The following is a 19,726-nucleotide window of genomic DNA, read 5'->3' on the forward strand; positions in this document are numbered from 1 at the left end:
CGGAGGGGGAGGGGCGCTAGCCGGCCTTCTCGGCCTCGGCGAGGCTGGCGGAGATGCGCGCGTACGACTTGGTGATGTGGTCGAGCATCGCCTTCTCGGCCGAAGCCGGCTTGCCGCTGCGCAGCGCTTCCAGGACGGCCTCGTGCTCGCCCGACGTCTCATCCACGACGCCGTGCTTGAAGTAGATGCGGTACTGGTGCATGTGCGAGCGGAGGCGCCCGATCGCGTCGGCCAACAGCGCGTTGCCCGAGTGCTCGGCGATGATGCGGTGGAACTCGGCGTCCTGGTTGGCGAAGTCCTTGTAGTCCTTGAAGCGGTCGCCGCCGGTCTGCGCCGCCTGGCCGCTGCGGTGCATGGCGTCGCAGAGGTCCTCCAGCTGCTTCAGGGTCTCCGCATCCAGCTCGCCCGCTGCGTTGCGGGTCGCGTACGGCTCCAGCAGCCGGCGCATCTCGAACAGCTGGCGCAGCCCGTCGCTGTCGAGCAGGGGCGCGGCTGTGTAGCCCTTCAGAGCCTTCTTGACGACGAGACCCTCCGACTCGAGACGCGCCAGCGCCTCGCGGACCGGCGTGGGGGAGACGTTGAGCTGACGCGCGATGCCGTCGATGCTGGCGCGGCTGCCCGGCTCGATCACCTGGTCCATCAGCAGGCCGAGGACGGCGTCGTACACATCGTCGGCCAGCGCCCGCCGCGCCGGAAGGAAGTGTTCCCCCGATTGGATCGTCATGTGCACATCCTAGGTCTGCGTCCGCGGAACCGAGAGGATAGAGGATGCAGGATCGTCACGGCAAGAGACCGTCCTCCCGCAGCTCCTCCCACACCGCATCGGGCACCGGGGGAGTGGACAGCCGGGCGTTGCGCTCGATCTGCGCCGGGGTGTCCGCGCCGAGCACCACGGTCGAGACGGCGGGATGCCGCAGCGGGAACTGCACCGCGAGCTGCGGCACCGTGGCGCCGTGCCGCTCCGCGACATCGGCGATGCGGTTCACCCGCCCGATGAGCTCCGGCGACGCCGCGCCGTAGACGAAGGTGGCATCGGCTGCCGGCCGGACGGTGGCGAGGATGCCGGAGTTGAAGACCGCCGCGACGGCGACCGACACCCCGCGTTCCTGCGCGGCCGGGAGCAGCTCCTGCTCGGCGGACGGGTCGAGCAACGTGTACCGGTTCGCGCACATCACGATGTCGAGGTCCGTCTCGCGGACGAATCGGGTGAGCATGGCGGTCTGATTCATCCCGGCCCCGTACGAGCGGATGACGCCCTGCGACCGCAGTTCGTCGAGCGCCGGGAAGGCGCCCTCCAGGGCCTCGCGCTCGTGCTCGTCCGGGTCGTGGACGAACAGGACGTCGATGCGGTCGACACCGAGGCGCCGCAGCGAGTCCTCCACCGAGCGGAGCACGCCGTCCCGCGAGTAGTCGAAGCGACGCCGCAGAGTCGCGGGCACGTCGAACAGGTTCGCGATGTCGGTGTCGCCCGGCCGGTATTCCGGGTTGGGATCGAGGACCCGGCCCACCTTGGTCGAGAGCACGTACTCGTCGCGCGGGAAGGCGCGCAGGCTCTCGCCCAGGCGCTCCTCGGCGAGCCCCAGGCCGTAGTGCGGCGCCGTGTCGAAGTAGCGGACACCGGCCTCCCAGGCGGCGGGGACGATGCCCGGCCACTCGTCTTCCGGCCGCGGCCGATAGAGGTTGCCGAGAGCGGCGGAGCCGTAGCCGATCGGGCCGACGGTCAGCCCGCCCCGCCCGAACGTACGCTGCGGTCCCATCAGGCGACCCGCAGATCGTCGACGGCGTCCAGGTCCCACTCGATGCCGAGCCCCGGTTCCGACGGCGCCAGGCCGTGGCCGTCGCGGATCGTCATCTCCGAGCGGGTCACCGCGCGCAACTGCGGGATGTGCTCCAGGTAGAGCGCGTTGGGCACCGCACAGCACAGCGACACGTGCAGCTCCATCAGGAAGTGCGGTGCGACAGCGACGTTGAACGCCTCGGCGAGGTGCGCGACCTTCAGCCACGGCGTGATGCCGCCCACCCGGGCGACATCGACCTGGACGATGGAGGCGGCCCCCGACTGCAGGTACTCGCGGAAGTGGCCGACCGAGTAGATCGATTCGCCGACCGCGACCGGGACGCTGGTCGACTCGGCGAGCCGGCGGTGCCCGGCGACGTCCTCGGCGGGGAGGGGCTCCTCGAACCAGAAGATGTCGAGCTTCTCGAACAGGGCTGCGCGGCGGATCGCCTCGGCAGCGGTCAGGGATTGGTTCGCATCCACCATGATGTCCATCCTGTCCCCGACGGCCTCGCGGACGGCGCTCAACCGCTCGAAGTCCTCGTGCGCGCGCGGCTTGCCGACCTTGATCTTCACGCCGCCGAGCCCGCGCCGCTGCGACTCGACCGCCTGCGCGACCAGCTCGTCCGTGCTGAAGTGCAGCCAGCCTCCCTCGGTGTCGTACAGCGGGATGCGCGGCTGCGCACCTCCCGCCGCCACCCAGAGCGGCAGGCCGGCCGCCTTGCAGCGCGCATCCCACACCGCGGTGTCGACGGCGGCGAGCGCGAGCGAGGTGATGAGGCCGACGGTCGTCGCGCGTGTGGAGGAGAACAGAGCGCGCCAGACGTCCTCCGGGCGGTTCACGTCCATCCCGACCACGACGTCGAGCAGGGTCTCGCGTAGGAGGCTGAGGACGGCCGCGCCGCCGGTCCCGATCGTGTAGCTGTAGCCGATGCCCTCGACCCCGCCGACCGTGCGCAGCCGGACGAAGATGGTCTCCTGCTTCAGGAACGACTGCACCGCGTCCGTGCGGACCGTCTCCACCTCCAGGTCGCTCAGCCACGCCTCGGCGCTGACGATCGTGCCGTCGACGGCGGTGAGGGCGGCGGGCGGGGCGAGGCTCATGGTGTTCTGCTTTCTGGTGAGGGACGGGGAGGTCAGCGGCCGCCGAAGCCGCCGAGGGCGACGCCCTTGATCAGCTGGCGCTGCAGCAGCGCGACGATGATCAGCGACGGGATGATCGCGATCGTGGATGCGGCCATCATCAGGCTCCACTGGGTGCCGTGCTCGCCCGTGAACATGGAGAGGCCGAGGGGCACGGTCGCCAGCTCCTGGCTGTTGATGATGATCAGCGGCCACAGGTAGGAGTTGTAGTAGCCGACGAACGAGAACACGCCCAGCACCGACAGCGGCGCGGTGAGCTGCGGGAGGAGCACCGACCACAGGGTGCGGAAGCGCGAGGCGCCGTCGATCAGCGCCGCCTCCTCGAACTCGATCGGGATCGTCAGGAAGAACTGACGGAGCAGGAACGTGCCGAACGCGGTGAACGCGAACGGGATGATCAGGGCCGTATACGTGTCGACGAGGCCGAGCTGATTCATCATGATGAACAGCGGGACGACCAGCACCTCCTGCGGAAGCACCAGCGTCAGCACGTAGAGCAGGAAGATGCGGTCGCGGTACTTGAAGCGCAGGCGCGAGAACGCGTACGCCGAGAGCACCGCGACGATGACCGAGAGCAGGGCGCCGCAGATCGAGACGAAGAAGCCGTTGAAGATGAACCGGCCGAACGGCACCAGGGTCCAGGCGTCCACGAAGTTCGACCACTTCACCTCGGACCCGATGAATGTCGGGTTGGGCGAGAACACCTCGGACTCCGGCTTGAGGGCCGAGAAGAACATCCAGATGAAGGGGAAGGTGAACAGCAGCGCGACGATGGCCATCAGGAGCGTGTTGAGCCAGGTCTTCGTCACGACGACGCGCTGGGCCGGGCGGAGCCGGTGACGGCGGCCGCTCGTGCGGCTCCGTTCGAGCGTGTCACTTGTCATAGTTGACCCACCTCTTCTGGCCCGCGAACTGCAGCGCGGTGATGATCATGACGACGATGAAGAGCATCCACGCCAGTGCCGACGCGTAGCCGAGCCGATCGAAGACGAATCCGTTGCGGTAGAGGTAGAGCACGAACGTGTTCGTCGACTCGCCCGGTCCGCCCTGGGTCAGGATCTGCGGCTGCACGAAGACCTGGAACGCGCCGATCATCGTCATCGTCATGGTGAAGAACAGTGACGGCGAGATCATCGGCAGGATGATCGACCGCAGCCGCTGCCACGCGTTCGTGCCGTCCATCCGGGAGGCCTCGAGGATCTCCTTCGGGATGCCGCCGAGGCCGGCCGAGAGCACGATCACGTTGTAGCCGAACGACTGCCACACCGACATCGCGATGACGGACGCCAGGGCGAAGCGGGAGTCGGACAGCCAGCTGGGCCCGTCGATGCCGATGCCGGCGAGGGCCGAGTTCACCAGGCCGTTGTCGCTGAGCAGCAGACGCCAGACCAGCGCGTTCGCGACCATCGGGGTGATGGCCGGGAGGAAGAAGATGACGCGCCAGAAGCCGGCGAACTTGATACGCGTGTTGAGCCACAGCGACACCGCCAGGGCAACGGCCAGATTCAGGGCCGTGTAGACGAAGGCGAAGATGATCGTGTTGATCAGGACGGTGTAGAACGTGGGGTCGCTGAACAGCTTCTGGTAGTTCGCCAGCCCGATGAAGGTGGGGGCGCCGAACAGCGGCCACTCGAACAGGCTGATGACGAGCGACCCGATCAGCGGGACGACGATGAAGAAGGTGAAGCCGGCGAGTCCCGGCCAGAGGTAGGCGAGGGCGACGAGGCCGTCCCCGCGGCGCTTGCGGCCGCCCCGGCGCGGAGGGGTGGGATGCGGCACGCCGAACGGGCGAGTGGGGGGCGCGGCGGGTGCCGCCGTCTCCTCGGAGACGACGGCACCCGTGACCAGGGGGGAGGTCATGCGCTACTGCCCGACCGACTTCTGGATCGTGCTCAGCACGTCCTTGGCCGTCTTGTCACCCCGGTACCCCTCGACGCCGTACTGGGTGAACAGGGTCTCCACCTGGTTCCAGGTGGGGGTGGTGATCTGCGCCGTCGCGTTCTTCAGCAGAGCCTGCACCGCGGCGTACGCCTCCGGCGACTTGCCCTCGGCCCAGGCCGACTGGGCGTCAGCACGGGAGGGCACGATGCCGCGCTTCTCCGCCTGACCCTTCAGGACGCTGGTGTCGGTCATCGCGACGATCGCCTTGAAGGCCGCGTCCGGGTTCTTGCAGTTCTTCGCGATGCCGAAGCCGGAGCCGGCCGTCATGCCGTGCGCCTCACCGGAGGTGCTCGGGACGATCGTCACGCCCATCGTGAACTTGGCGGCGTCGGCGAAGGTGCCGTACATCCACGGGCCCTCGATCAGCATGTCGACGGCGCCGCTGGTGAACGCCGACTGGGAGACGTCGGAGCCGTCCGCGGCCTCGGGGGCCTTCGCGATGCCCTCCTTGCCGACGAGGTCGAAGTAGGACTGCACCTGGTCCACCAGCTTGGAGTTGGTGAGGTCGAGCTTGGAGTCCTTCACGGCCTCCGCGCCGTCGGCGATGGCCCAGGCGTTCGGGATGAAGAAGCCGGGGGAGATCGCGAGCGCCTTGTGGTCGCCCGTCGTCAGCTTCTTCGCGTCGGCCAGGAACTGCTCCCGCGTGTAGGTGGTGCTCGGGAGCTGCAGGCCCGCCTTCGCGAAGGAGTCCGCGTTGTAGTAGAGGACGATCGGCTCGGCGTCGTAGGGGATCGCGCGGATCGTGCCGTCCACGGTCATGCCCTTCAGCATCGACTCGTCGAACTTCGAGGTGTCGAGCTTGTTCTTCTTGATCAGGTCGTTCAGCGGCATGAGCAGTCCCGAGAGCTCCTGGGCCCGCGCGGCCTGGGTGGTGAGCAGGCAGGGCGGGTTGGAGCCGCTGAGGCGGGTCTTGACCTTGGTCCAGTAGTCGTTGAAGCTCGGGCCCTCGATCGTGACGTCGAGGTCGGGGTCGACCTTCTTGCCGAGATCGATGAAGCCTTCCCACTGGTCGCGGTCGCTCTGACTGCTGACCCAGGTGTACATGCTGATCGGGCCGCCCTTGGCGTCGCCCCCGCTGCCGCCGGCGCAGCCGGCCAGTGCGGTGAGTGCTCCGGTCAGCAGGACGGCGGTTCCGATCCTGGCCGCCCTGCGCTTGCTTCGTGGTGTCACGTGCTGTGCCTCCTCCATTGGATTCATCCAGGTGATCGCCTTGCGTTGGTGGTGCCTGTCGTGCTGTCTTCGTGAGGATCGTCCGGGGCGTTCTCGCCCGGTCGGGTGGTTCACAATCCTATAGGGTCTACGATATAGGCCTCATGCGGAGCTTAGAGCCGGGCCCGGGCGCGGGTCAAGAGGTCGGCCCGGTCTACGCGAAATCGATCGCGATGACATCGACGACCGCGTCCGATGCTGCCGGCGCGGGGATGTGGAGCTCGCCCAGCGGGTCGACTCCGGGCGCCGGCTGCTCGTGCACCTCCAGGTTCACTTCGTAGGGGAGCTCCTCGCCGGTCGCCAGCAGGCGGACCCCGGTGACCCGGCCGACCGGGATGCCGCGCACGACGACCTCCTCGATCGGACGCATCACCAGGTGCAGGTACAGCGTCCCCGGCCGGGCGGTGGACGGACCGTAGAAATCGACTCCGACGGTGGGGGCGACGTCGACGACGCTCTCGGCGTGCACGTCCATCCACTCGCCGATCTCCCCCAGGGTGCGCACCTGCGACTCGTTGAGGCTGCCGTCGCCCTTCGGGCCGATGTTCAGCAGGAGGTTGCCGCCGCGCGACGCCACTTCGATCAGCGTCGTGATCAGGGAGGTGGTGCTCTTGCTCTTGGTGTCGCCGGGTCGCCACGCCCACATCTGCCCGATGGTCATGCACAGCTCCCACGGCCCGTCGGGCGCCGTGACAGGGAAGCCCTGCTCGGGCGTCTTGTAGTCCCCCTGGCCGAGCAGGCGGTCGTTGATGACGACATCCGGCTGCAGGGACTTGATGAGGGCGCGCAGGCCCGCGCTGTCCCACTCCTGCTCGGACCGCTCCCACTCGCCGTCGAACCAGAGCAGGTCGATGGTGCCGTAGCGGGTGAGCAGCTCGGTGAGCTGGCCGCGCAGATACGCCTGGTACCGCTGCCACTGCTCGGGCGTCGCGCGGCGGTGGCGGTCGTCGGCGACCGGCGTGCCGGCGTTGGCGGGGTCGCCGGCGGCCGGCCAGTGCTCGAGCGCGTACGGGCGGTCCTCCATGCGGAAGGCGGGGTAGTCCGGGTGGTTCCAGTCCGGGAGGCTGTAGTAGATGCCGACACGGATGCCCTCCGCGCGGATCGCCTCGACGAACTCGCGCGTGATGTCGCGACCGAAGGGCGAGTGCTCGATACCGAAGTCGGACTGCTCGGTGTGGAACATCGCGTAGCCCGCGTGGTGGCGGGCGGTGAAGACGACGTAGCGGGCGCCCGCGCGCTTCGCGAGACGGGCCAGAGCGACCGCATCCCACTCGACCGGGTTGAAGGTCGCCGCGGTGGACTGGTACTCGTCGACGGACACGGTGTCCTCGACGCCGTCGGAACCGGGGATGATGGAACGACCGACCAGCGGCCAGGAGATCTCGATCCCCTGCTGGCTGGCGTGGTCCCAGTGCACGAACAGGCCGAAGCCCGCTCCGATGAACCACTCGCCTCCGGGCAAACGGAAGTCGGTGGGCCGGACGAACGAGGCGGGGGGTGCGTCGAGCGCGGTGGTCACGGGAACTCTCCTTCGAGTGGGGGAATCGCATCGTTGAAGACGGATGCTATTGCCTATAGGATATGGATTCCGGACGCATCCCACAATCGCTCCGGCGCATCCATTCGACGACGAAGGAGACCACCCGTGGCCATGTTCACAGACGATCCCGTCCGCCCGGAGAACTACCGCCGGTTCGAGCGCGAGGTGCCGCAGTGGTTCACCGACGCCAAGCTCGGGATCTTCGTGCACTGGGGGCCGTACTCGGTGCCAGCGTGGGCCGAGCCGATCGGCGAGCTGGGCACGATCGAGAAGGGGTACTGGTTCGCGCACAACCCGTACGCCGAGTGGTACTACAACACCATCCGCATCCCCGGCAGCCCGGCCGCCGAGCACCAGCGGGAGGTCTACGGCGGGGCGCCCTACGACGACTTCATCGACCAGTGGGACCCGGTCGACTTCGACCCCGAGGCGTTCATCGCGCTCGTGAAGAGCACCGGCGCCCGCTACTTCGTGCCCACCACGAAGCATCACGACGGTGTGACCCTGTGGGACGCGCCCGGCACCGACGGCCGCAACACCGTCGCCCGCGGACCGCACCGCGACCTCGTCGGCGCTTTCGAGCAGGCGACCCGTGCGGCCGGCCTGCGATTCGGCGTCTACTACTCCGGCGGGCTCGACTGGCACTACTCCGAGCTGGAGCCGATCACCGACGACGGCCAGGCCTTCCGCCGTCCCGTCGACGCCGGCTACGCCGAGTACGCGTACGAGCACGTCGCCGACCTCATCGACCGCTACCGTCCGGATGTGCTCTGGGGCGACATCGAGTGGCCGGATGCGGGCAAGCCCAGCGGTCCGCACAGCATGGAGCGGCTGTTCGAGAAGTTCTACGCGGCCGCCCCCGACGGCGTCTCGAACGACCGCTGGGGCGAGACGCACTGGGACTTCCGCACCAGCGAGTACCAGAACGGCACCAACGTCGAGGGCGCCGGCGCGTGGGAGAACTGCCGCGGGATCGGGTACTCCTTCGGGTACAACACGCTCGAGGACGAGCGCCACATGCTGAGCGGCCCGGATGCGGTGAAGACGTTCGTCGACATCGTCTCGCGCGGCGGCAACCTGCTGCTCAACGTCGGGCTGACCGCGCGCGGGACCGTACCCGATCTGCAGCGGCGGACGCTGGAGCACCTGGCCGCGTGGAACGCGGTGAACGGGGATGCCGTGTTCGGCTCGCAGGTGTTGGACGCATCCGTCGCCCGTCCGTCGGACGAGCCGTGGGTGCGCTGGACGCGCGGCGGCGAGGGCGACTCGACCGACTCGATCGCGAACGCGTTCGTCGACGCGACCGGTTCGGTGCGCCTCGAGGGCGTGTCGGCTGCGGTGGATGCGGACAGCGCGCGGCTCGCGGACGGCACGCCGGTCGCCGCGACGCGGGACGGTGACGCGATCGCCCTGACCCTCCCGGAGCCGGCGGTCGCCGGGCCTTCCCTCGTCCGGTTCGACCTGGTCTGAGCCATGGCGATCGACGCGCACCTTCACCTGTGGGACCTCGAGCACGGGACCTACTCGTGGCTGTCCGACGCGGTCGCCCCGATCAACCGCACGTTCACGCTCGCCGAGGCGGAACCGCAGCTGCGGGAGGCCGGGGTGGACGGGGTCGTGCTCGTCCAGGCGGCGAGCACGACCGAGGACTCCGCGGCGATGTTCGCCGTCGCTGCGGAGTCGCCGCTGGTCGTCGGCGTGGTTGCGTGGGTCGACCTGCTCGACCCCGACCGGGTCGGAGAGCAGCTGGACCGGTGGGCTGGGGCGGGGCCGCTTGTCGGAATCCGGCACCTCATCCACGACGAACCCGACCCGGACTGGCTGGCGCAGGAGCCGGTGCGCCGGTCGCTCGGTGTGCTCGCCTCCCGCGGGCTGACGTTCGACGTGATCGGGGTTCTCCCGCGGCACCTGGAGCACGCGGTCGCGCTCGCCGACGAGCTGCCGGAGCTGCGGCTCGTCATCGACCACCTCGGAACGCCGCCGGTCGGCGCGGAACCCGGTGACTGGGGGAGGCTGATGGATTCGCTTGCGCGCCGCCCGAACGTCTTCGCGAAGCTGTCCGGCCTGACGACCCTCGGGCCGGCCGGGCGCGCGTCGGCCGCGGACCTGCGTCCGTACGTCGATCGTGCGCTCGCCGCATTCGGCCCGTCGCGCCTCCTCTACGGCGGCGACTGGCCGGTCTCGACCCTCGCGACGCCCTACGCAGAAACCATGGCGACCACGCGCGCCCTCCTGGAGCCGCTGACCCCCGCCGAGCGCGACGAGGTGCTCGCCGGCACCGCGGCTCGCGCCTACCGCCTCCCCTGACCCGCGAGATTCGTGCCGAATGTGCGGAATGCGGCGCGCAAAGCGCACATTCGGCACGAATGTGCGCGCCCTCTCCCCACCGCGGCGTGAGATTTGCGCCAAGTCGCGGTCCCGCGCCTCACGTCCCGGCGAGATTTGCGCCAAATCGCGGTTCTGGGCGCCGCATTCCCGCGATTTGGCGCAAGTCGTGGGGTGATCCGCCGTCTCCTTCGAGTGCACCCTCTCGCGGCTCCCCGCGAGATTCCTGCCGAATGTGCGGAATGCGCGCCGCAAAGCGCACATTCGGCACGAATCTGCGCAGGCTCTCACGGCGTTCGCCCGATCTCTGCGGCGCGAGATTTGCGCCAAATCGCGGTTCCGCCCATCGGGTTCCCGTGGAGACTTGCGCCAAATCGTGGTTTTGGGGGCCGCTTCCCGCGATTTGGCGCAAATCGCGGGGTGATCCGCCGTCGCCTCCGAGTACACACCTCTCGCTGCTCCCCGCGAGATTCGTGCCGAATGTGCGGTATGCGGCGCGCTAAGCGCACATTCGGCACGAATGTCGGCGCCCTCACGGCGTTCGCCCCGATCTCGCGGGGGGGCGGGGCCGCATTGCCGTGATTTGGCGCAAATCGTGCGCGGAGGGTTAGGCGTCGGCGTCCTCGCGCGCCGGGGCGGGGCGGAGGGGGTGGAGGCGGGTGAGTTGGGTGACGTGGTGGGGGGCGAGTTCGGCGAGCGACCGTACTTGGAGGAGTTTCATGGTGCGGGTGAGTTGGTCGGTGAGGATCTGGATGGTGCGGTCGACCCCGGCACGCCCGCCGGCCATGAGCCCGTAGAGGTATGCCCGTCCGATCAGGGTGAACTTGGCGCCGAGGGCGTACGCGGCGATGATGTCGGCGCCGTTCATGATGCCGGTGTCGATCGCGACCTCGGTGTGCTGCCCCACCTCGCGCACGACGGACGGGAGCAGGTGGAACGGGATGGGGGCGCGGTCGAGTTGGCGTCCGCCGTGGTTGGAGAGCACGATCCCATCCACCCCGTGATCGACCAGGGTGCGCGCGTCCTCGAGGGTTTGCACGCCTTTGATGACGAGTTTCCCGGGCCACATGTCGCGGATGATCTTCAGGTCGTCGTAGTTGATCGACGGATCCATCGCCGCGTTCAGCAGGTCCCCGACCGTCCCACCGGTTGAGGACAGGGACGCGAACTCGAGTTTCGGGGTGGTCAGGAAGTCATACCACCACCACGGGCGCGGGATCGCGTTCACGATGGTGCCGAGGGTGAGCTGGGGTGGGATGGAGAACCCGTTGCGCTTATCCCGCAACCTGGCCCCCGCGATCGGAGTGTCCACGGTGAAGAACAACGTGTCGAACCCCGCCGCCGCCGCCCGCTCCACCAGGCCATAACTGATCTCGCGTTGCCGCATCACATACAACTGGAACCAGTTCCGCCCGTGCGGGTTCGCCGCCTTCACATGCTCGATCGACGTCGTCCCCAGCGTGGACAGGGTGAACGGGATCCCCGCCGCCCCCGCAGCACCCGCCCCCGCGGTCTCACCCTCGGTCTGCATCAACCTCGTGAACCCGGTCGGCGCGATCCCGAACGGCAACGCCGACGGCCCACCCCAAATCTGGCACGACGTGTTCACCTGCGACACGTCCCGCAGGATCGACGGGTGGAACTCCACATCCTGAAACGCCTGCCGCGCCCTGGCCAACGACAGCTCCCCCTCGGCCGCGCCCTCGGTGTAATCGAACGCGGCCTTCGGGGTGCGGCGGCGGGCGATCCTGGCCAGATCCTCGATCGTCAACGCCGACTCCAGCCGCCGCTTCTTCAGATTCAGCTCCGGCCGCTTGAACCGCATCAACTCCAGCAACTCCGCCGGACGCGGCAACTGACGCTCGACCATCGGGTTACCTCCGCGGCCGCAGCGAGTACATCCCGCCGTCGACCGGCAGGATGACGCCGTTGCTCGACCCGGACGTCGGCGACGCGAGGTAGGCGACCGCCTCTGCGACCTCCTGCGGCTGCACCAGGCGTCCGCTCGGCTGGCGCGCTTCGAGCGCCGCGCGCTCCGCGTCCGGGTCGGCGGCGGAGTCAAGCAGGCGGCCGACCCAGGGCGTGTCGGCGGTGCCGGGGGCGACGGCGTTGACGCGGATGCCCAAAGGCAGGCAGTCGGCGGCGATCGCGAGGGTCATGGCCGAGATGGCGCCCTTGGATGCGGCGTACAGCACTCGCTGCGGGAGTCCGGCCCAGGCGACGATGGAGCTGGTGAGCACGACCGCGGGCGACGGCGACTCCTTGAGGTGCGGCATCGCGTGCCGGATGGTCCGGGCCGAGCCGATCACGTTGACGTTGAGCACGCGCATCCACTCGTCGTCGTCGTTCGCCTCGATGTCGCCCTGCGCGCCGATCCCGGCGTTCGCGATGACGATGTCGAGGCGCCCGGCGTCGGCAACGACCGCGGCGATGGCGTCCCGCACGCTGGCGTCGTCGCCGATGTCGCAGCGGATGCCGGTGTGCGGGGCGCTCACGGCGTCCGGGTCGAGGTCGAGCGCGAACACGCGCGCTCCCTGGGCGGCCAGCTCGTCGGCGATCGCCCGGCCGAGCCCGGACGCACCGCCGGTGACGGCGGCCACCAGGCCATCGAAGTGCGACATCCTTGTCTCCTTGCAGTGAGGGTGGGTGATGGATGCGGTCAGAGCGCCGGCCGCACGGTCGAACGCTGCGCGCCCAGGCCGTCGACTTCGACCTCGACCTCGTCGCCGACGGTGAGGTACGGGAAGCGACCGGAGAGGCCGACCCCCTCGGGGGTGCCCGTGTTGATGAGGTCGCCCGGTTCGAGCACGGTGAACCGGCTGAGCCGGTAGACGATCTCGGCGACGTTGAAGATGAGGTCGCTGGTGTTCGAGTCCTGGCGCGATTCGCCGTTGACGCGCGAACGGATGCCGAGCCCGCTCCCGTCGCCGACCTCGGCGGCGGGGACAAGCCACGGTCCCAGCGGGTTGAAGGTCTCGAAGCTCTTGCCCTTGCTCCACTGACCGAGGGAGCGCTGCAGCTGGTACTCGCGCTCGGACACATCGTTGGCGACCGCGAAGCCGGCGATGTGGTCGATGGCCTGCTCGGGGGAGTCGAGGTAGCGGGCGCGCTTGCCGATGACCACGGCGAGTTCGACCTCCCAGTCGGTGGTCGTGGACCCGGGCGGGAGCAGGATGTCGTCGTTCGGCCCGACGACGGTGTTGGGGTGCTTGTAGAAGACGACGATGTCGGTGGGCGGCTCGGAGCCTGACTCGCGGGCGTGCGCCGCGTAGTTCATCCCGATGCAGATGACCGCTTGCGGGCGGGCGATGGGGGCGCCGATGCGGAGCCCGGGCGGGTCGAGCTCGGGGAGGTCGCCGGCAGCCGCGGCGGCCTCAGCGCGCGCGAGGCCGTCGTCGGCGAGGAAGGCGCCGTCGATGTCGGCGGTGAGGGGGCGCAGGTCCCACGTGGTGGTTCCGTCGGTGACGACGGGGATCTCCGCTCCCGGCTCGCCGAGTCGCATGAATCGCATCGAGGGTCCTTTCGCTCGCCTTCCGGCATCGAGACTATTACTATTTCCTATAGGAATTCAAACCACGGAATGCAAACCACGGACGCAAAGGAGCACCCGGATGCGCGTCGCGCTTCACTCCATCATCCGCGACGGCCACGAGGCCGCCTACGACGCCGCGCACGCCGCCATCCCGGAAGACCTGGTCGCGTCGTTCGAACGCCTCGGCATCCACGACTGGCAGATCTGGCGCAGCGGGCGCGACCTGTTCCATCTGGTCGACTGCGACGACTTCGCCGCGGCGATGCGTGCGCTGGACGACGACCCCGCCAACCAGCGGTGGCAGGAGTCGATCAACCGCCATGTCGACCATTTCGCCGCGTCGGGCCCCGGCGCCGAGGGGATGGTGCTGCCGCAGGTCTGGAGCCTCGCGGCCCAGCGCGACGGCGCCTGAGACGGTCCGCCGTCAGGCACCCGCGAGCCCCAGGCGATCACGGAGCACAGCGAGCGCGCCTCGCCGGTCGGCCGTCGCCCCGGCCTCGTGCCCGGCGCCCGGCCACTCCCGCAGGGTCACCGGGGCCGCGTAGGCCTCCGCTGCCGCGCGCGCGGTCTCCGGCGGACAGATGTCGTCCTCGAGACCGTCGCTGATCCATCCCGGCGCCGACGCGTGCCGGGCAGACGTGACCCCGTCCACGTACGCCAGCGTCCGCGCCACCGCATCGGCCCGGTCGGGATGCTCGCTCAGGTAGGCGCGCAGCTCCAGCCAGGGCCCGTTGCGGGCCAGCCGGATGCCCTGCGGTGCGTCCGTGAGGAAGGGCGCCTGCGCCAGCACGGCGGAGAGGTCTGGCCGCAGGGCTCCGACACCGAGGGCGATCCCGCCGCCCTGGCTGTTCCCGATCGCCGCGATCCGGTCGCCGTCCACCTCGTCCAGCGAGCGCAGCGCGTCAACGGCGCGAGCCGCATCCACGAACACCCCACGGTAATAGGAGCGGTGCGGATCCTCGATCCCATCGAGCAGGTGCCCGGTGCTGCCGCCGCCCTGGCCGTGGGTGTTCATGACCAGCTGGGCGAAGCCCGCGACCGGCCAGGTGAGGTCGTCGATCGGGTCGAGCCGTCCGGCGCCGTAGCCGTTGAAGTGCACGACGCCCGGGAGCCGTCCCTCGCGGTGCCGCGGCAACCGGAGCCATCCGCTCACCCGCCGCCCGTCGGCCCCCGCGAACGAGATGTCGAACACCTCGATCGCGGCGAGGCCCGCATCCACCGGCTCCACGCGAACGGCGAGCGGATGCCGCGCGGCGTCATCGAGAGCGCTCGCCCAGTAGGCGTCGTAGTCGTCGGGAGTGGGGAGGGGTGCCGAGTCCAGGAGGGCGTCGGAGTCGGACATGCGGGGCCTTTCGGAGAGGGTGGGCCGGGAGGTGCTCCCGGCCCACCCGACGGATCAGCGGACGGAGTAGCGGACGGCGTCGGCGCGCATCACGGCACCCGACTCCTTCACGGCCATGATGGTGTGCTTCCCGTTGCGGAGGCCCGAGACGCTGAACACCTTCTGCTGGGTGCGGCGGGTGTCGCTGTGGGTGTCGAGCTGCTTCACCAGCTTGCCGTCCAGATAGATGTCGACCACGCCCTGGTCGGGGCCCGTCGGCGCGAGCCAGTCGACTCCCGTGCCGGTGAACGTGTACGACACCGAAGCGCCGGTCGCCGTCGTGGCGTGGACGTCGTCGAGGTAGTCGCCGCGGAAGGCCACGTTGAGGGTCGTCGTCCCGACGGGCAGCGTCGCGACGTACGACGGCTGCAGTGTGACGGTCGACCCGGAGACGGTGTAATCGGACCCCTTCTTCAGCGCCGTGCCGTTGGCGGTGATCCCGGTGAACTCGTCCGGGTCGCGCAGCACCGAGAAGGTCGCCGGGGCCGGCGCCTTCGTGTCGAACGACACGCTGGACGGGTCGATCAGGCTCGGCTGGATGACGTCGAGCCGGTCGAGCAGCATGAACTGCCCCGACTTCATCACCACCCGGAGCGTGTGCTTCCCGTCGGTGAGGTCGTTCGTCGTGAACACCGTCTGCTGCGGCGTGTGGGAGGCGGTCGGGATGTTGGCGCTGATCGTCTTCACGAACTGCCCGTCGATGTACACGTCCGCTTCGCCCTCCGAGGAGTCGAGTTCGGTCAGGTACGAGATCCCGGTACCGGTGAAGGTGTACGAGAACGAGTCGCTGCCAGGATGCTCCGCATAGTGCACGTCGTCCTGGTAGTCACCGAAGTTGCGCCCGTTGCTGTACCCCCACTGACCGGAGTACGCGATGCCCGGATCGGTGTCGTTGATGCTCGTGGTGCGGGTCGGCCCGGTCGACGTCGGCGGTGCCGGCGTGCCCGTGTCGGTGACGTTCACGGTCAGCGGCTGCGAGGTGGCGGCGACTTCGGCACCGCCGTTGCGCGTCCAGGTGCCTCCGTACGAGAAGCCCTGGGCGTCGTCGTTGACCGTGACCGTCGCGCCCTTGTCGGGCGTGACCTTGAGCAGCCGGACGCCGTGGATGGGCACATCGGTCGCCGTGAACGAGCCGTCCGCGCGACCCACGTTCTTGCGTGCCCACAGGTCGCGGACGGTCGCCGATCCGGTCAGCCCGATGTCCGACCACTTCGCGGTGATGTCGGACTCCGCCCGGCCCAGGTTGAACAGCGCGACCGTGTAGCTGCCGTCCTTGTTCAGCGCGTACCAGACCTGCTGCTTGGTGGTCGTCGAGACCGGACGTGCCGGCACGCCCGCCTGGTCGACGCCGACGACCTCCGGGTTGGTGAGCAGATCCACGCCCAGCTGGTCGAGCTTCGTGAGGTCGTTGCCGGTGTACATCGGTGCGGCGGAGATCGCCCACAGCGTGGTGGCGGTGCGGCGCTCGTCCGGCGTCAGGCCGTCCATCTTCCCGTTGCCCACGTTGAGCGAGTCGAAGTCGTTCCAGCCGCCCGGCCCGGCGTGACGCCACCAGTCCGCGGCGCGGGGGAAGAGCCGCGCGATGTTGTCCCACTGGGTGAGGGCCTCGCTGCCGCAGTAGCACTCGACGTCCCACTCCACGCGCCAGCCGTTCGCGTACTGCTTCCAGTAGTCGGCGTAGTTGATGTCGAGCGCCCAGGAGAGCTCGAACCAGATGCTGTGCTTCTTGAGGGCCTTCGACCAGGCGGCGACGTCGTCGCGCGCATCCACCGAGCCGTCGCTGATGCCGGAGCCGGGGGTGACGCTGTCGAACTTGACGAAGTTCACGCCCCACGCGGCGAGCTGGTCCGCGATCGAGTCGACGTACTTCTGCGAGCACGGGTTCGAGAAGTCGATGGCGTAGCCGATCTTCCAGTAGTCAGCCTGCGTCAGCGGCTGCTTCGCGATGTCGTGCGTGGTGCATCCGGGTGCGCCGGCGATCGGGTACGCCTTGTTGTAGACGTCGGGTCCGATGCCCGGGATGAGGTAGACGCCGAACTTCTGGCCGTTGGCGTGCACGTGGTCGATAACCTTCTTCAACCCCTGCGGGTAGAGAGTCCCGCTCGGAGTGGGGCGCCCGTTGGCGTCGACGCCATCGCTCCAGCCGGCGTCGACGTTGATGTGGTCGTAGCCGGCCTTCTGCAGCTTGGCGTGCATGGCGTCCGACTGGGCGATGAGCTGGTCGGCGGTGATCCACTTCCCGTTGCCCGAGTAGACCTGCATGCTGTAGCTGCTCCACCCCATGTAGGGCGTGACGGCCCACGGGTCCACGGCCGGGGCCGCAGGCGGGATGGGCGTCGGCACCGCGGCCGGCTTCGACTCGCTCTTCGGAGTCGCACTGGGAGCCGCTGTCGGCGTGCCCGTCGCGGTCGGCGTGGCGGTGGGCGTCGGTGTCCCGGTCGGGGTCGCGGATGGTGTCGATGTGGCCGTCGGTTCGGGCGTCGGCGTCGCGCCGGCAGGGACGGCGGCGGCGGCCACGATCCCCAGGGCCGCGACCGTCACGACCAGAGCACGCAGGCTCCGTCGTGCACGCGTCATGCGTGTCATGCGTTCTTCCTCTCTGAAGAGCCCTGCGCGCGTCGGTGCGCGAGGGGTGTTCGGTGCGGTGGGCCGTCTGGGTCAGACCCGCGTCCGGTGGCTCAGGCCAGCCGGACGAGGTCGAAGAGCATCGCCTGTTGCGGATTGAGGGTGGGCAGGGGGACGCCGGCGACGCCGAGCACCGAGCCGGGGAGGTCGACCCCGCTCGGCTCGAGGGCGGCGGTGATCCAGGACGGATCGGCGCCCTGGTGCCGGCTGGCCGGACCGAACTCGTCGCGGACGCGCACGGTGTACCGGGCATCGGGGTCGAGCCCGGGGAACCGGACCCGGCCGGACTGCCCGGGCGCTGAGGTCACGAGCCGCGCCCAGGTGTAGACGGCACGCGAGCCGTCCTGCGCGACGATGCCGGTGAGTGCGGTCGCGTCGTCCGCCAGATCGGCGTTGACGATCCGGCCGGAGTGGATCAGCCCCCGGAGCTCGCGGTAGACGTCCGCCCAGCGGGCGATCCGCTCCAGCTCGTCGTCGTCCGCCTCCTGGAGGTCCCATTCGATGCCCGCGTGGGCGGTGAGGGCGACGATCAGCCGGAACGACAGGTCCGTCCGGCGGGAGGTGGTGTGCGAGCGCTCGGCGCCGAGGTGCGAGCCGATGAGTTCCGGCGGGAGGAGCATGCGCGTCCAGCGCTCGATCTGCAGGCGCTCGACGGGGTCGTTGCAGTCGGAGGCCCAGACGCGGTCGGTCCGTTCCAGGATGCCGAGATCGACGCGGCCGCCGCCTCCCGAGCAGGTCTCGATCTCGAGGTGCGGGTGGCGGGCACGGAGGGTGTCGAGCATCCGGTAGAGCGCGAGCGTCTGCTCGTGGACGGCCGGCCGGTCGACACCGGGCGAACCGCTGACGGCTTCGGACAGATCGCGGTTGTGGTCCCACTTGATGTAGTCGACGGCGTACTCCTCGACGATCGCGCTGATCTGCTCGAGGACGTGGGAGTACGCGTCAGGGCGGGTCAGATCGAGCACGTACTGCGCGCGGGAGGTCGCTCCGAGCCCCTGGCGCGGGCCGAGCACCCAGTCGGGGTGCTCCCGGGCGAGGTCGGAGTCGAGGTTGACCATCTCGGGCTCGAACCAGAGCCCGAACTGCATCCCGCGCGACCGGACCAGGTCGACGAGCGGCCCGAGGCCGTCCGGCCACACGGTGCGGTCGACGAACCAGTCGCCGAGTCCGGCGTCGGCGGCGCGGCGGCCGTGGAACCAGCCGTCGTCGAGCACCACGCGCTCGACGCCGACCCGGGCGGCTCGCTCCACCAGGGCGGTCAGGCGAGGCAGGTCGTGATCGAAGTAAACCGCCTCCCACGAGTTCAGGGTGAGCGGACGCGGGGACCCTGGATGCGACGGCCGAGCGCGTAGGCGCCGGTGGAGTCGCTCCGCCAGCCCGTCCAGGCCGTTCGCCGACCACACGAAGAGAGCGGTGGGGGCGGTGTACCGGTCGCCGTCGGCGAGCACGATCTCGCCGGGCCGCAGCCCCTCCCCGACGCCCAGCACCGACGAGAACGCACCGGCGCCTTCCGTCAGCCGCTCGACGACGTACTCGCCGTCGCCGCTCCATGCGAGATGCGCAGCCCAGGCCTCACCTCGGCCGAAGCCGAGATCCTCGGTGCCGGCGACGACTAGGAACGGGGCATCGTGGCCGGGCTTGCCGCGGCGCGCACGGCGCACGTGGCTCCCGTAGAAGAGAGGACCCCGCTGCGGAGCACGCTCGCGGCACCACTTGCCGGTGAAGTCGAGGATGTCGACCGCGCGCTCCGGGACGGGCAGCATCACGCGCAGGGCGTCGAGGGTGTACGGGATGCCCGCATCGCCCAGGGCGGCCTCCCGGACGACGGTCGTGTCCACCGAGAGCACGCCGAAACGGTCGAGGGCCAGGGTCATCGTCGTCCGCAGAGCGGTGATCTGGTCGACGAGCTCGATCTCGATCGTCCCGCCCTGGTCGGCGTCGATGCGGTGCCGGACGGCCTCCGTCCGTGGCCGCGGGGTCGTGGCGGTGCCGGAGGCGTGGCCCTCTTGCGCCGGCGTCCCCGCCCATCCTTCGAACTCGGTCGGCCACAGACTGAAGGTGCGCGGCACATCGGGCGAATTGTTGAGCAGCGCCGGTCCGGCGGTCGTCCGTAGGGTCTCGGCGGCGGCCTCGTCGATGGGCCCGAGATCCGCGCCCCAATGCAGCACGCGAGGCACTCGACCCGCCGTATCGATGACGAGTGAGGTGCCTGCGGCTCGCAGGCTCAGAACGGCGCCATAGCCGTCGAGCATG

General features: G+C 69.6%; 16 protein-coding genes. 3 read left to right on the top strand and 13 right to left on the bottom strand.

Annotated features, from left to right (window positions below):
- Nucleotides 1–16: 16 nt before the first annotated feature.
- The 7 genes from J2Y42_RS07665 to J2Y42_RS07695 form a co-directional block, all read right to left on the bottom strand.
- Nucleotides 17–724 carry a GntR family transcriptional regulator gene (locus J2Y42_RS07665; protein ID WP_309856489.1) on the bottom strand — a complete coding sequence of 236 codons (708 nt, stop codon included), beginning with the start codon at nucleotides 722–724 and terminating at the stop codon, nucleotides 17–19.
- A gap of 55 nt (nucleotides 725–779) precedes the next feature.
- On the bottom strand, nucleotides 780–1,757 hold the full coding sequence (locus tag J2Y42_RS07670) for an aldo/keto reductase (protein ID WP_309856492.1): 978 nt from the start codon (nucleotides 1,755–1,757) through the stop codon (nucleotides 780–782).
- On the bottom strand, nucleotides 1,757–2,881 hold the full coding sequence (locus J2Y42_RS07675) for a mandelate racemase/muconate lactonizing enzyme family protein (RefSeq protein WP_309856495.1): 1,125 nt from the start codon (nucleotides 2,879–2,881) through the stop codon (nucleotides 1,757–1,759). Before J2Y42_RS07675 ends, J2Y42_RS07670 begins: the two co-directional genes overlap by 1 nt.
- Before the next feature lie 32 nt (nucleotides 2,882–2,913).
- Nucleotides 2,914–3,804 carry a carbohydrate ABC transporter permease gene (locus J2Y42_RS07680; RefSeq protein ID WP_309856498.1) on the bottom strand — a complete coding sequence of 297 codons (891 nt, stop codon included), beginning with the start codon at nucleotides 3,802–3,804 and terminating at the stop codon, nucleotides 2,914–2,916.
- Nucleotides 3,794–4,780, bottom strand: coding sequence for a sugar ABC transporter permease (locus J2Y42_RS07685; RefSeq protein ID WP_309856499.1), 987 nt, complete (start codon nucleotides 4,778–4,780; stop codon nucleotides 3,794–3,796). The genes J2Y42_RS07680 and J2Y42_RS07685 overlap by 11 nt, the downstream gene beginning before the upstream one ends.
- Nucleotides 4,781–4,783: 3 nt before the next feature.
- Nucleotides 4,784–6,031, bottom strand: a complete 1,248-nt coding sequence (locus J2Y42_RS07690; RefSeq protein ID WP_309856502.1) for an extracellular solute-binding protein — start codon at nucleotides 6,029–6,031, stop codon at nucleotides 4,784–4,786.
- A gap of 193 nt (nucleotides 6,032–6,224) precedes the next feature.
- Nucleotides 6,225–7,589, bottom strand: a complete 1,365-nt coding sequence (locus J2Y42_RS07695) for an alpha-L-fucosidase (RefSeq protein ID WP_309856505.1) — start codon at nucleotides 7,587–7,589, stop codon at nucleotides 6,225–6,227.
- A gap of 132 nt (nucleotides 7,590–7,721) precedes the next feature.
- On the opposite strand from J2Y42_RS07695, the gene J2Y42_RS07700 reads away from it, so the two are divergent.
- Both J2Y42_RS07700 and J2Y42_RS07705 read left to right on the top strand, forming a co-directional pair.
- Nucleotides 7,722–9,080: an alpha-L-fucosidase gene (locus J2Y42_RS07700; protein ID WP_309858064.1), complete on the top strand. Its 1,359-nt coding sequence runs from the start codon at nucleotides 7,722–7,724 to the stop codon at nucleotides 9,078–9,080.
- A gap of 3 nt (nucleotides 9,081–9,083) precedes the next feature.
- Nucleotides 9,084–9,917 carry an amidohydrolase family protein gene (locus J2Y42_RS07705; protein ID WP_309856508.1) on the top strand — a complete coding sequence of 278 codons (834 nt, stop codon included), beginning with the start codon at nucleotides 9,084–9,086 and terminating at the stop codon, nucleotides 9,915–9,917.
- 625 nt (nucleotides 9,918–10,542) lie between these two features.
- On the opposite strand, the gene J2Y42_RS07710 is transcribed toward J2Y42_RS07705, so the two are convergent.
- From J2Y42_RS07710 to J2Y42_RS07720, 3 genes are read right to left on the bottom strand one after another with little or no spacing between them, the layout of a single operon-like run.
- Nucleotides 10,543–11,805: an alpha-hydroxy acid oxidase gene (locus tag J2Y42_RS07710; protein ID WP_309856510.1), complete on the bottom strand. Its 1,263-nt coding sequence runs from the start codon at nucleotides 11,803–11,805 to the stop codon at nucleotides 10,543–10,545.
- A 4-nt stretch (nucleotides 11,806–11,809) separates the two neighbouring features.
- Nucleotides 11,810–12,556 carry an SDR family oxidoreductase gene (locus J2Y42_RS07715; RefSeq protein WP_309856512.1) on the bottom strand — a complete coding sequence of 249 codons (747 nt, stop codon included), beginning with the start codon at nucleotides 12,554–12,556 and terminating at the stop codon, nucleotides 11,810–11,812.
- Nucleotides 12,557–12,594: 38 nt separating this feature from the next.
- Entirely contained in the window at nucleotides 12,595–13,446 is an 852-nt protein-coding gene (locus tag J2Y42_RS07720) for a fumarylacetoacetate hydrolase family protein (RefSeq protein ID WP_309856515.1), read from the bottom strand.
- A 100-nt stretch (nucleotides 13,447–13,546) separates the two neighbouring features.
- Here J2Y42_RS07720 and J2Y42_RS07725 point away from each other — a divergent pair, with 100 nt between their 5' ends.
- Nucleotides 13,547–13,879, top strand: coding sequence for an L-rhamnose mutarotase (locus tag J2Y42_RS07725; RefSeq protein ID WP_309856517.1), 333 nt, complete (start codon nucleotides 13,547–13,549; stop codon nucleotides 13,877–13,879).
- Between the two features lie 12 nt (nucleotides 13,880–13,891).
- Here J2Y42_RS07725 and J2Y42_RS07730 read toward each other — a convergent pair whose 3' ends face one another.
- The 3 genes from J2Y42_RS07730 to J2Y42_RS07740 all read right to left on the bottom strand — a co-directional run bounded on the left by J2Y42_RS07730 (nucleotide 13,892) and on the right by J2Y42_RS07740 (nucleotide 19,725).
- Nucleotides 13,892–14,809, bottom strand: coding sequence for an acetylxylan esterase (locus tag J2Y42_RS07730; RefSeq protein ID WP_309856519.1), 918 nt, complete (start codon nucleotides 14,807–14,809; stop codon nucleotides 13,892–13,894).
- 54 nt (nucleotides 14,810–14,863) lie between these two features.
- A complete protein-coding gene (locus J2Y42_RS07735) occupies nucleotides 14,864–17,434 on the bottom strand; it encodes a X2-like carbohydrate binding domain-containing protein (protein WP_309856521.1) in 2,571 nt (856 codons plus the stop codon).
- A gap of 92 nt (nucleotides 17,435–17,526) precedes the next feature.
- Nucleotides 17,527–19,725 carry an alpha-galactosidase gene (locus tag J2Y42_RS07740; RefSeq protein WP_309856522.1) on the bottom strand — a complete coding sequence of 733 codons (2,199 nt, stop codon included), beginning with the start codon at nucleotides 19,723–19,725 and terminating at the stop codon, nucleotides 17,527–17,529.
- Nucleotide 19,726: the final 1 nt, after the last annotated feature.

This window comes from Leifsonia sp. 1010, from assembly GCF_031455295.1.
Classification (GTDB): domain Bacteria; phylum Actinomycetota; class Actinomycetes; order Actinomycetales; family Microbacteriaceae; genus Leifsonia.